The 14,537-nt window shown below is 37.6% G+C and carries 6 protein-coding genes; all 6 read right to left on the bottom strand.

Annotation, left to right across the window (positions count from 1 at the left end; translation table 11 throughout):
- Nucleotides 1-415: 415 nt before the first annotated feature.
- Nucleotides 416-4,570, bottom strand: coding sequence for a bacterial Ig-like domain-containing protein (locus tag KQI76_RS01235; protein ID WP_216398481.1), 4,155 nt, complete (start codon nucleotides 4,568-4,570; stop codon nucleotides 416-418).
- A gap of 544 nt (nucleotides 4,571-5,114) precedes the next feature.
- On the bottom strand, nucleotides 5,115-10,340 hold the full coding sequence (locus tag KQI76_RS01240) for a pectinesterase family protein (protein WP_216398482.1): 5,226 nt from the start codon (nucleotides 10,338-10,340) through the stop codon (nucleotides 5,115-5,117).
- 135 nt (nucleotides 10,341-10,475) lie between these two features.
- Nucleotides 10,476-11,108 (bottom strand): YesL family protein, encoded by a 633-nt coding sequence (locus tag KQI76_RS01245; protein WP_216398483.1) that lies wholly within the window; start codon nucleotides 11,106-11,108, stop codon nucleotides 10,476-10,478.
- A gap of 35 nt (nucleotides 11,109-11,143) precedes the next feature.
- A complete protein-coding gene (locus KQI76_RS01250; protein WP_216398484.1) occupies nucleotides 11,144-11,989 on the bottom strand; it encodes a carbohydrate ABC transporter permease in 846 nt (281 codons plus the stop codon).
- Complete coding sequence (locus tag KQI76_RS01255; RefSeq protein WP_253288747.1) at nucleotides 11,989-12,921, bottom strand: carbohydrate ABC transporter permease; 933 nt, start codon at nucleotides 12,919-12,921, stop codon at nucleotides 11,989-11,991. Before KQI76_RS01255 ends, KQI76_RS01250 begins: the two co-directional genes overlap by 1 nt.
- Before the next feature lie 82 nt (nucleotides 12,922-13,003).
- Nucleotides 13,004-14,317 carry an ABC transporter substrate-binding protein gene (locus tag KQI76_RS01260; protein ID WP_216398486.1) on the bottom strand — a complete coding sequence of 438 codons (1,314 nt, stop codon included), beginning with the start codon at nucleotides 14,315-14,317 and terminating at the stop codon, nucleotides 13,004-13,006.
- Nucleotides 14,318-14,537: the final 220 nt, after the last annotated feature.

The following is a 14,537-nucleotide window of genomic DNA, read 5'->3' on the forward strand; positions in this document are numbered from 1 at the left end:
ATATTTCTTTTTATGACAAAAAAAATATGATCGGCAAAGCAAATTGACCCTCGTTCACTATGAAGGGGATTTTTAAAATTTCCAACTTCAGCGATTAAATTAAACAGTAGCTTTTTAAACCATCATTTTATAATTTTCTAAGATACCACCTCAATTATATTAGGGAAAATCATCGAATGATAAGCAGGGGTAACAGTCAGAAAAAGCCCGATTCGTTTAGATAACACTCTATAAAGGGTTAAGAAAACTCTAACCGAGGGAGTCCGTGGAGGATAGGGAAATGCAGACTAAACCTACCAGATCCTATAGCCCAAGCCCCACGAATTGAAGTTTCGCTTTACCGTATTCTAAACAAGAAAAACCGAATAACGGATTTTAACCATCCGTTATTCGGAAAAAACTGTTCTTATCGACATCACTTAACTTTCATTCTATGACTATATTGTCTGTGTTTATATATTAGGATAACTCCTATTGCTAAAACGCATAAACCAATTAACAAAAATGTATAGGTTGAAGTTGCAGTGCTTGGAAGTTGTTTGTTACCTTCCTGTCGACTTGATTCATCAGATTTATCTGATTGACTTGGCTTGTCTGAATCATTTGATTTTCCTGATTCATCTGACTCAATAGGTTTACCTGAATCATCTGATTCTCCGGATTCACCTGACTCACCTGGTTTAGCTGGTTCGCCTGGTTCGCCTGGTTCGCCCGGTTCGCTAGGATCATCAGGATCACCCGGTTCCACTGGCTCATCCGGCTCATTTGGTCTTTTTGCGACAACCTGGTCATATGTTTCCCAAATATCGCCCCATTGAATTTCACCAGCTTTATTTCTTTTTACAGAAATGATATTTCCATCGTCATCATAATTGAATAGGTTTTCTAAACTGTTTAAAAGTTCATCCGATAATTCTTCGCCTGAGGCATTTACTGATTTAGAACCATCGAACATATAATTAAGGTCAGAATCTAAGTCTCCTTGGTAAGTATCTTTTGTCCCAGATTCTGTTTGAATCGATGCGAAACCGTTAATTGTGAAGTCCGGTGTAATGTGACTATAGGTGGTTAAACTTAAATTGACACCGTTATTAAAGCCAATATTATTTTCAGTAATAACGCCCGGATTACTATTGCTGGTATAGCCATTCACATCATTGCCAAAAGCCAAGTTGTTCTTAACAATATGCGGTACATGAACCCCTTCTCCACCGAGTTTGTATCCATTCTGACCAGCTGTACCTTGATGCCCATTGGTTAATTTCCCATTATTAAATGAAATATTATTTTCTAATGTAACAGCTCCAATCGGTCCTGTCCCAACTTTGGTATATAAATCCCAACCATCATCAATATTATTATGTGAAACATTACCTCTGAAAACATTTCCATCACCTACTGTTAATTTGGCAGCAAATCCATCTGCCCCATTTTCAGCAGGATCCATATTATCAAATGAAATACTGTTTTTTACTAAATTATGTGCCGGCCATTTCGAATACTCATCTTGTGCTCCACTAACACGACTAATTTGGAAGCCTGTTCCACCATTTTCAAAAGTACTAATATTATTAATAATATTAAAGCTTCCACCTAAACCATAACCTGTTCCATTAGCTGCACGGGTAAAATCGATTCCTTCAACATACCAATAATCGCCACCATGAATCACTCCTGGAGCTTTCTTATCAAAATCAATTAGTGGTCGCTCACTAGCTTCTGGATCTGCTATTAGGTATTTCCTTGCATCTTCGGTTCCATCATTAAATCTTTTGATTTCCAAACTCGTGTCGCGCTTATAAACCCCTTCTTGAACAATAATCTTTTGTCCTTTTTGAACAAAGTCTATTGCCGTATCTAGATCAAGTGGCTTCTCTTTCGAACCATCCCCATGACTTGTACCTGTTGGTGAAACATAAATGTCTTGATCACGATCACCAAATGTTTTCATAGTCACGGTAAAATTCTTTACAATTTCATCGTAATCTGTTAAATGCTGTGTATCATCAGGTGAAAATACGATACTAAAATTTGTATTAGCATTATCATTTATCTCTGTTGGGATTTCTAGCGTTTCCCCACCTTTAATCATTCCATCTGTTAATATTACATCTTGGCCCTGTTTAACAGTAACTACTCCATCAATATTTGTATCAATCATCAATGTATATTCTGAATCACTCGTTCTATCCAATGATATAATATCTAAATGTGGTGTGATTGGATCTTCCTCCGGTAGTACAGCCGGGGCATCGGTAGCTGCATCCGATACAGCCAATTCAATATTACTTACTTGAATGGTCGCTAATCTTGCTGCAAAGAAACCAACATAAATTTTATCCTGATCTTGGACACTTAAGATATCTGGCTTAAATATAATCTTTTCTTCCCCGTCATTGAGCTGACCCGTAAATCCACTATTTGTTTTTGATAAGGTTAAACGATAGTTTTCAGCCGTATTTTCTCGGTTTGGTCGTACATTATCCAACATGATTCGCTGTACTCCCTCGCTACCCTCTCCATCTGAGGATACGACTCCTGATCGAGCAAATAGCACTGTACCTACATCACTTCTAGATCCACCATTAAACCCACCAAGTGCAGCCATATTTGAGGCAAATACTGCGGCGTTGTTATCAATCCCTATAGCATCCCTTGCCATAATCCCAAAAGCCTCTTGACCATCAGGCTCTTGTCTAGCAAATTCCTCGACAAAAATATCAGCTGATAAAGTAAAATTATCTTTTGCATCAATCTCAGTATAATAGAAAGTGATTCCATCATGGTCACCAGTTATTTTCCCTGCACCATCTAATGCAGCAATTCGAATGACATCATCGTCTAACTTCTCAATAGTATTTCGTTCCTTTGATGTTGACTGACCAAATCTAATTTCATTCCACTTTGCCGTAGTTTTTTCTCTGACTGTAACTTTTAGAACGATTGGTCCTAAATCTTCTTCAGGGATAATCTTAATCTCGTAAACACCGGCAACTGAGTGATCATAATCAGATCTATCGATATGATAATCATCATTCCCTAACGGCTCTTTATCACCATTATCATATACCTTTGATACGACCATTCCTTCTTGATTAAATTCTTCTCCAATTTCATAGGTTGTTTTAGGATATTCAGTGACCTCTATGCCCTTTACTTCTGGTTCCTTCACATTAAGATTTAACACTACTGACTGATCTTTATGTGTAATCAGAACTTCTTGATCTCCTACAACCTCTGAATCAAAACCTGAGACTTCAAAATCATTCGGTTTTAATCTCACTTCTGTACCATCATCATAAATCGCATAAACAGATATTCCTGCTAGGTCAAGATCATCACCGACGAAATATTGTGTCTTGAGTGGCAGTCTTCTAATTTCCAAGTGTTCAAGTTCTACATCTAAAACATTAAGATTAAATTTACTTGTTTGGTTTTCAGTTTCAGTTGAAGTTACAATCACTTCTACTTCACCCGGATTTTCAAGAATCTGACCTGCTTCAATCGAGAGCTTATATTGATCTTCCTTTAATTCAGCTATCTTATAGCCATCATTATAATTCGCCTCAACAACTAAGCCTGCTGGGTCAAAAGCATCGCCTTTATAATATATTGTTTTCACTGGGGAATATTTAATTGTCAAATCCGTCACGGTTAGTGCTTTTATCTCTAGATCTATCGTTGCGGTGACACCATTATAATTAATCACAATCTTATTTGTCCCGATTTCTTTATTATTGAAACCTGAAACAATATAATCATCATCTGATAATTCTTCTTTTTGTCCATCTGAATATTCTGCTACTACCTTTAGACCGGAAAGGTCGAGTTCTTCTCCTAACAGATATTCCTTCTTCATTTTTGATGTGTCCACTTCTAGATTATCTACTTGCCTAGAATCTACTTTAAGTTCAGTGTTTTTAAAGGTTACTTTCGCATCCCTTGCGACATAAAACCCAACGTAGATATCATCAGTAAATAGATGGTCAACCTCAATAAGCTCCTTAACCCCATTGATAACCAGCTCGTATGTTTCCCCTGATTTCTTTATTATCAGTTGATATTCTTCTCCTGCTACTGGAGACTGGACATTTTCAAAGGGATCAAGTTTAATTTGCTCTGCACCTAACTCCTCGGCTTTATAAAATCCTTTCATTACAGTATCTAAAGCACCTACTGCTACATAGTTTGAAGTATTGGTTCCCTTAGCGTCCTTTAACATTAATCCAAATGATTTTTGATTCGGTGTACTAATTCCCTTATCTTGATTAAAATGGTCTACTTTAACACTCGTTTTAATTTCAAAGTTAGCCTCTGCTGGGACTTTTTTCGAGTAAAAGGATATTCCTTCTTCATCTTTAGATATTTTCCCACCCGAAGCCTCTAATGTAATTGAACCATCACCGTTATATGTAGGAGCAGGATTCTTATCTTCACTTGTATTTGGACCAAAAAAGTCATATGCCCAATCCTCTTGGCTAATTCCCTCTGCTTCTATCGGCACTGTCATACTAGGAAATAACAAGATAAGGATCATTAAAATAGATAGTAACCTTTTTCCTTTCTTCATTTCATTGCCTCCTCATTTACTACTTAATTAAATCTGCTAACTTAGTAAGTACAACAATTCAAAGTTAATCATTCTTAAAAAATTTGATTTAAAAATATGACTCGGTTAAGCGAAACTTCAATCAGCGAGGGGTGGACCTAGAGGACCAAGAACATGCAGACCTTACCACAGGACGTGGTGATTTAAGTCTGCCCTCCCCTATCTCCCAATTACAATTCTTAGTTCCTTCAAATTCTTGAAGTGAGTGTCTTATTGGCAGTTACACTGCGAAAAAGTCTTTTTTTACCGATCCCCCCATCTTTCAGCTTTTTTGTTCAGTGGTCTTTTTGAATAAAAGTCATTAAATTAATAGTTAATAATACCTATATGATCTATTATATCGATGATTAGATTACATTTTTTATAAAGACATAGTGTAAACGTTATCATTTTACGAGCTATTCAATTTATCTTAATAATATTGAAAATGTTTCAAGTCAATATTAAGACCCCGAATAATATGATTACACTCCATTATTCGAGGTCAACTTTAAATAAACCGTCATTATTTATTTCTTGTTTGTTTACCTAGATACTTTCTCTGTGTAATAACTAAAGATCCACCGAATAGCAAGGCTAGTAAACCAACAGAAAGTAAATTATATATAGACGTTGATGTACCCGGAAGCAACTTATTCTGGTCACCTGGCTCTTCTGGGTCGCCCGGTTCGCCTGGTTCTTCCGGATCACCTGGTTCGCCTGGATCTTCTGGATCACCCGGTTCACCTGGCTCTTCTGGATCGCCCGGTTCGCCTGGCTCTTCTGGATCACCCGGTTCGCTTGGATCTTCTGGATCGCTCGGGTCACCTGGCTCTTCTGGATCACCCGGTTCACCTGGCTCTTCTGGATCACCCGGATCGCCTGGTTCGCCTGGCTCTTCTGGGTCGCCCGGTTCGCCCGGTTCGCCTGGATCTTCTGGATCGCCCGGTTCACCTGGTTCTTCCGGATCACCTGGTTCGCCCGGCTCTTCTGGATCTTCTGGGTCACCCGGCTCCTCTGGAAATACTTCCTTAGGATCCCAGCCTAAAACATTTTCTACGGTCCATTCTTCGGCTTCTTCATCAGTTAATTGTCTTCTTGAATCATTAACAACGGCTCCTGGGCCATAGTTCTTATACTCATATAGACGGGCGTCCTCAGGTTCGAATCCACTCATAGATGTCCAACCGTCTTTGTGGATGTGTGCACCTAATTCACTTTCCTTAAATACAACACTAGCCACATTTTCTGGATCCCCACCAGCTTGCCACGGTCTACCGAGATAAACGGTACCAGGGGCTGCATCACTAGTTAATTTACTATTGAGAATCAAAATCCCAAAGTCATCCTTGATCGATGTACTAGCAGCAGTAATATAACCATTATTCGTCGAGGAGCCTCGATCTAATGAGTGAATAATAGAATCTTCGAATACTGACCTTGCTGCACCAAAGATAAAGTCGACATCACCCTCAACATACACTTCATTAAAGTATTGACTACCTGAACGAACATAAAGTGTATCTTGATGTCCTAAAAAGCTAACATTTTTGAAATACATCTTTTCTCCTGTAGCATATACCGCTACAGCTTGTTTTCCTTCAACATCCCTACTAGGATCAAAGCCATTTTCAAACGTTAAATTCTCAGCTCTGAAATGATCTGCCCGTAAAAAGACACTTGAACTACCTGTTGTTCCATATGTCCCGCCTGTACCATCATCTCGGCCTGCGTAGTTATCATAAGTGATGATTGTACCAGATTGAGTCTCACCTATTATCGTAACAAAAGGTTTATCCTTCGGAACAGTTACAACTTCCTTATAAACACCGTTTTTCACGAAAATAGTTACTGGCTCATTATTATTATTTGGAATAGCATCAATCGCTTCTTGTACTGTCTCATAATCACCACTACCATCTTTTGCAACGATCACATCATCTTCACCTGGTTCACGGGGAATTTCAGGTTCAGCAGGTTCTTCAGGTTCCTCTGATCCATCATCAGATTCAATAGCCTCAATCTTTATCTGGTCAATAACGACACCTGAGTCGCCCTCAGTACGGATTTGAACAAAAGACTCTTCCGTACCAACATCTGACTCGATTATTATTTCACCTGGAGTAATCGATGAAACAGTTTGTTGGAATATTTTTGAGTCCGATCCATGAATGGACTTCTCATCAATTGATGTACCATTATCTACGAATACTTGTAATCTTCTACCTTCATTATTTGAATCCAGGATGGTATCTGCTATCTTAATAGTCATTCGGTAAGGTTTGCTTAAATCAAATACGCCTCCTGGTGTAAAGTCCTCTGATGTATCTACTGCGTCTCTTGCCCCAATCGTAAACCGACCCGACATATTAAGTTGATTAGAAACTACCTCCAATTTACCAGCTCTGCTGATATACATTGGTTTTAAACGATCATCTGGTAAAGACATATATTCTGGTGTAGTAATGTTATCTCCTGTTGCCTTTGAAAAATCATCTTCAAAGATAATATGTTCCTCTTTTGGCTCCTCTGGTTCATCGATATCATCCACTTTAGCCATTGTCGTACTAATATCAGAAAATACTGCCGTATTATAATTGTCAATCTCATTTGTGTTCTTTGCAGCGTCTACTGCAAATCCGACATAGACATTTTCATCAAAATCAATCGTCTTTTCTCCTACCTTCGTCCATGTTTCACCATCTGGTGAGGCATAGCCAGTTACCTCGTTTCCATCCCTCACTAGTTTTAACCAATAAGGTATCTCTGTCGATAATAGACTAGGCAACTTCTCATCTGGATAGCTTATATTGTCTAAGGTTTCGATTTTTTCTCCATCTGCCAATCTAGAAGATAGGTTAATCGTATATGGTGTCTTAGACTCTATTCTATCTGCTTTAATTAAAGATGTACTTAAAATCGCTGTTGCCGCATCTTTTTCAAGACTAGATCTGATTGCAATTCCAGCAATGGCATTATTATCAACTGGTGTTATAGAATTTATTTTTGCGATAAACTCCCCATCACCTTTAAGTTCTTGATAACCAAAATGAAAAGCATCATTTTTTCCAGTAATTCTACCAGACCCTTTGACTGTAATAACACCTTCTTCATCTACACTAGTATTTCCAGCGATACCAACATTCCCAATATCTGTTGATTGCCAAGTCTCACTATTTAAAGGACTATTCACATGAATAGGTGCAGATGTAGATTGAGTTTGATTTCCTTGCTTATCCGTTACTTTTATACTTACAAAATGCGTTCCGTCTGGGGCATCTTTCCAAGTATATTGATAAGGTGCTGTCTTTGTTTCACCTAATTTCTCCGAACCTGTATAGAATTCTACTTTTTCAATCCCATGCGAACTTTCAACTTTCGTCTTAATCTCTAAATCTTTTCCTGCCTCATGGATCGAATTTAAAGTTGGTGAAGTTATTTCAGCCACTGGATTATCAGCTTCATAATCAATATCTACTAGGGAGTTTATATAAAGCTCAAGATTAGTATAGCCTTCTTCGGTAACTTCATTTCCATCACTTGGGTCTTTCGGATCTAAGCCATTTGCAGTTTCCCAGTCATCTGGAATTCCGTCACCATCACTATCTAACGGTGCTGGTAAAGAAGCCAATTCCGGATAACCTCCGACTTCTTCTTCACTGTTAATAAATCTACCCGTTCCATTGACAATATCAGCTACGATTCTAGCATCAACCGCATCTCTCCTTGGAAAATTGGCACCAGCTCGTTTCAAAATATCTTGATATGCATCTTCAGCAGATTGCGGTTCTCTTAATCTATTCTCTGGAAATGGAATAGGCTCAGTACGAATGGTGGCATCTGCTGCTTTATTATGAATCCCTTTGGAATTATCAGCGGTAACACCTGAATCACCAAACATATAATTTCCCGAAACATACCAGGAGCTTGGACTACCAAAGATACCTGGGTTGACAATTCTATTTTTGACATTATTATATGTACCTGGTCCAGGTTTCATATAATTATTAACGATATTTACATCTGAATAATTACCACCGTATATTGAGTTAGATTCCCAGTTATAAATAATATTATTATTAAAGTCTACATTCGTTTGCCCAGGTGTAGAACCACCTATTCTCGGGTTTCTATTCGTATGTGATGCGATAATGTTGTTAAAGTAAGTCGCATTTTTCCCACCAAAAATACCACCATAACCATGCTTACCTTTCACATGCGCACCCATTGTTAAACTCTCACTAATAATACTATTCTGAACCGTTATATTTTCGCTTCGATAAATTGATAATGTTTCATCTGTCGACCAGCTAGTTGAAATATGATCAAGGATGATATCCTTCGCATCAACCCCACCGATCCCATCAGGTTCATCGTATGAATTCGTGACACCTGGTCGAATTCTGATATAGCGAATGATTATATTTTCTGACCCACCAATATCCAAGTCGTAATTTGCTAGTGTTATTCCGTCACCAGGTGCCGTTTGGCCGGCAATGGTAATATTTTTTGCTTTTATGCTTAGACCGTCTTTTAAATAAATTGTACCCGACACATCAAAAGTAATCGTTCTATTTCCCTTACTTAAGGCATGTCTTAATGAACCTTCAATTGGCTCTTCACCAGGACCATAGTCTTCTAAGGTTGTAACAGTATATACTTCCTGTCCTCTACCACCTGTTGTATATTTTCCGCCACCTTCAGCCCCAGGGAAGGCAAGGATTCTCTCTGTATCATCTTTAACATCGACCGAATATACATCTGATGCTGTTGACCCTTTCGCATTATTTGCCTCGACAAGGAAATAATACGTTCCATCACTAAGGACATCCACTTTTGCATAGGTCAACACTTGGTCTGTAGCACCTACAATCGGCTCAAATGGGCCTTCAGGATCTGTAGCCATTTTAACAGTATAAGATTTTGCACCTTCAACCGGATCCCAATCAAGGAAGACTGAAAGCTCATCTGTACTCACATCAATATCCTCTATCTTAGATGGCGGTGTATCAGGATTAAGTAGTGAGTCATCTATTCCTTCATACACTTTTAAATTATCAAAATATGATGAAGTCGCCTGTCCGCCTGGTGCCATCGTCAATACTCTAGTAATCCCAGTCGCATTTAAGAATCTCCAACCATAAGTTGGCATAACAACATCATTGATGACAGGGGTTGCCTGCTGATTCTCTGGATCTACTAATAGTTTGATATTGTACCAAGTATTTAATTGGAAATCATCATCAAGTATTTCATGACCACCTGGAATTGAATAGCCTAAAATATTCTTTCCACCAATATTTCTTAATTCAATCTCAGCCGCTACCGTACTACCATCTAAGGTTCTTAAAACCTTAGTAGAATGGCCAAACTCTTCTGCCATAAAATCAAGTTCTACGGTAAATGGCTTCTCTTGACGGGGAATATCTTTGACAACCGCCACTGCGGTATCACCCAAGTCTTCAACAAATATGACGTTTCCATTCTCGTCAAGAGGATCTTTCACAACTCTCGGTATACTTTTTATTGTTCCATCCTTATTCCAAGCATCTAGTACACTGTAATTATCTGACTCTGGGAAATCCTCAACAGCAGTATCTAGCTCCTTGTCCTCAAAGTCATCATCTACAAGATACACTCGATCAGATTCCTCTGCTTTTGAGTTATTATCAGCTAGAACAACTATGTTCGTAGATGATAAAAGTAAAAAAAGAGATAAAACAATTGCTAAGGTCTTTCTGAGTTTCCTCATCTCCAGCCTCCTCATGTAATAATAGTCCCTTAGATAATCACTACTAAATAGATATCTATTTATACTCTTAATTATATTGTTTTATGTTTAACATATTTTGTCGTAAGCCTATGTTAACGCTTTCACTTATTGTGTTTATTGAATAACTGAAGCCTTATCCTCTATTTTACAAACTACCTTTATTGTGATATGCATCAATATAAGGCAAGGTAGACTGATTGAAAAGAACAAGACTAGTCCCGGAAAGGGGCTGAATAAAAAATGGATAACTAGTAAACTGATCACAAATAACAAACCATAATGAAGATTTGATAATCCAATTAACAGGGCATATTTAAAATAATTGATAAATGTTGTTTGGCAAGAGATGAGTGTTGGCCAAATAAAGATAACTATCAATATAAATAGGCTGGTCATTACAAGATAAAAAACAAACATGAAATAGAAAGAAGTATCCGGTAAAAACGGTAATGTTATCAATCCATAGCTAAGAACGATTGTCCCTAGAATTAGGATAAAGCCAACCCCATTTGCCACAATAAAATTCTGGCGATAATGATGATAAAATTGCTTAACTTTAGGTAAGGATAAATCTTTAGTTTGGCATATTTCCTTTAATATAGAGAGTAAGGAAAGTGTCGCAGGTGCCCAACCAAATATAATCAATCCTAGCAGTGTAAAACTAAGCCATAAAATATTCAACCAAGCTAATACCATTAGCCATTCAAGTAAATGATAAATACCAGTACCAACCTTACTCACATTCATTTCACTTCACCCTAGTCACTTATATTCTGGTTGCATTACTTTAATCCCGTTGTCGCAATACCTTCAACTAAGTATTTTTGAAAGAAAGCAAAGATTAATAACTGTGGTAATAAGGATAAGGATGACATAGCTAATAAAGGACCCCAAGATGTAGCCCCCGAAGAGTCCATAAAGTTTCTCAATGCAATGGTTACTGTATGAAGGCTCGCATTATTTAAATAAATCAATGGCGCTAGAAAGTCATCCCATGTCCACATGAAACAAAATAAAGCTACCGTCACTAATGCCGGTTTCAACAATGGCAAAATAACTCGCCAGTAAATATCAAATTTATTAGCACCATCCATAATGGCTGCTTCATCTAGTTCGCGTGGTATTCCACGAATAAATTGAATTAACAGAAAGATAAAAAAAGGTTGACCACCCATTAAACCAGGTAACAATAATGGATAAAAGGTATTTACCCAACCTATTTTATTGAAGATAATATACTGTGGAATCAATGTGACTTGTACAGGCAACATGATCGTCCCCATTAAGCAGGCAAACAGTATTTTACTGTATTTAAAATCAATTCTTGCAAAGCCATAAGCAACAACACTTCCTGTTAAGAGCGTCCCAATGACAACAATTGATGTAACAAAAAAGGAGTTTTTAAAGAAGGTAGAAAAACCAATTCCACCAAATCCAGCCCATCCTTCAGAATAGTTTTCCCAAATAAATTCACTTGGCCATAAAGAGATCGCATGATTAAAGATTTCCGATGCAGGTTTTAGGGAACTTGCAAACATCCAAAGAATTGGATAAATCATTGCAAGCCCTAAACCAATCGTAAAGATATAGAAAATAATATCCCCTAGTAGACGCTTGTTTTTCCGCATTAGTAACGCCCCCCATCTTGGTAAAAGACCCAGTACTTAGATGTCATAAAGAATATCAAGGTAATGACTGCTATAATCATGAGCAAGACCCAGGCCATGGCAGAAGCATAACCCATTCTTAAATATTCAAAAGCTGTTTCATAAAGGTAAACCGCATAAAAGAGTGTCTCATCTAGGGGCCCACCACCGGTAATTAAATAAGATTGAGTAAACGTCATAAAACCATTAATGGTTTGCATAACTAAATTAAAAAAGATTACTGGCGTTAACATTGGCAAGGTAATATGGAAAAACTGTTTAACTTTAGTTGCACCATCAACACTTGCAGCCTCATATAACTCTTTCGGAATTTGACGGAGCCCAGCTAAAAAGATAATCATTGGTGAACCAAATTGCCAAATGACCAATATAATTAGCACCAGTAAGGCTGTATCTGGATTACCAATTAAGTTTCCTTCTGCTATATTTAACATTGATAATATTTGTGTTATCGCCCCTTGACGGCCAAAGAGCTGCTTCCAAACAACCGCGATCGCTACACTTCCGCCAATAATTGAAGGGATATAGTAAATAGCTGAAAACAAAGAGCTGCCCTTTCGCCCTGTATTAAAGAGCATAGCAACCGCCAATGCAAAAATAAGTTTTGCAGGAACAGAAATAAAGACAAACTTGAAGGTGATTTCTAATGATTTCAAAAATCGCCCATCACTGAATAGGGCCCGATAATTATCTAATCCAACCCAATTAGGTGAAGATAATAAGTTATAATCGGTAAAAGACAAATAGAATGAGGCGATCATCGGCCCAACAATTAGTAGGATAAAGCCAATTAACCAGGGGGATATACTTAAGTAACCAGCTAAATGATCCGAACCCTTTCGATGAGATTCTAACTTTAAACGACTTGTGTCACTCATTTTTTTCTTTGCCATCCCTTTCATCATCATTTTTTTTACAGGAATTCCAAAAGCGATTATTTAAAACCAAGTTATTTAAATAATCGCTTTATCTTAACTAATTCAAGATATTTAATGCTTCATTCATAAACTGATCTGCCGCCTCTTCAGGTGTCAATTGACTATATTTTAAGGATTCTAAAATTCGATCAAAGGCACCGCGTACTTCTGTTTCTCCTGGAGGGGAGAGTGGATCTGCTTCTTTTGCGTATTCAGCAACAACTTCTAAATAAGCAAATGTCTTTTCGACAGAATCTGTTACTTTATCACTTAAATGTTCACGGACAACAGATGAAATTGGTACACCTCGCTCAGCCTGTAAAATCTCATTTGCCTCTAAATTGTTAGTGAAAAAGTCAATAAACTTCGCCGCTGCTTCTTGATGTTCTGAATGCTCTGTAATTGAGAAGGACATACTTGGTCTAATATAGTTGGCATGAACACCATCCAAAGCTGGTAAAATCGTTAAATCTAGTTCATAATCGGTACCTTGTGAAATGCCAATAAGTTGGTTACTGGCAGCTGTTTGAACAACAGATGTACCTTCCTGAACCATTGAGTTACCCCCTTCAATATATGACATCATCAAATCGTGTGAAGGTGCGGCACCATCTTCGACCATTTTTTGTACCCACTCAAAATATGAGACAAGCACCTCTTTATCAAATCCTAATCCATTTCCCTCCTCATTATAGAAAGACATATCATGTTGTCTTGCATAGTTATTAAACAATTCGTACTCTGCATTAGCAAAGTCATAGCCAAAATACTCTCCGCCTTCAGCCTCAACCGCTTCTTTAATCGCTAAGTTTATTTCATATAAATCGTCATAGGTAAAGCCTGGTTCAAGCTCAAAACCATGTTCGGCTAATAAATCTTCGTTATACACCAAAGCCAATGCATTTGCTCCCAGAGAGACAGCCAGTACACGATCACCATCATGATTAATTTCTTGATAAACATCATCAACATCACTTAAGTCAATCTCTCCATCATTAATTAATGGTGCTAAATCAACTAGTAGATCATTGTTGTTATATTCATTTAAATAAGCATTATCCATTGCAATCACATCAGGTAAGTTACTCCCTGCAGCTTGGGTATTTAAACGTTCCCAATATCCATCCCAGCCCGTATACTCTGGCTGAACTTTAATTCCGGGATTCAATTCCTCAAACAGTTTAATCGCCTCTAGTGTCATATCATGACGCTCTTGATTCCCCCACCAAGCTACACGAATGACCGTTTCCCCACCACTATCTTCTTCTGTTTGTGAAGCCCCATCCTTTGAAGTTGTCTCACCTTCACTCCCCCCACATGCTGTCAGTAAAAAAATTGTAGAAAGTAATAAAAACAATAACCTTTTCTTCATTTGCTCTTCTCCTCCTACTGATTTAAGTAACCGCTTACATTGTCGATTATAAATTAGTCTTCATCTTATTAGTAGATAAGAAAAGTTAAAAAACGATTGAAAAACAATACAAATCTAACAAAGTGGTTGGTTTATTTTATAACAAAGCAAATTAAACCCAACTGATTTTCCGCCATTCTCCTTCACTCTATTTACTTAGAGGAGAGGTGCATGATAAAGA

Origin of the sequence: Amphibacillus sp. MSJ-3 (genome assembly GCF_018919165.1) — a bacterium.
Taxonomy (GTDB): Bacteria; Bacillota; Bacilli; order Bacillales; family Amphibacillaceae; genus Amphibacillus.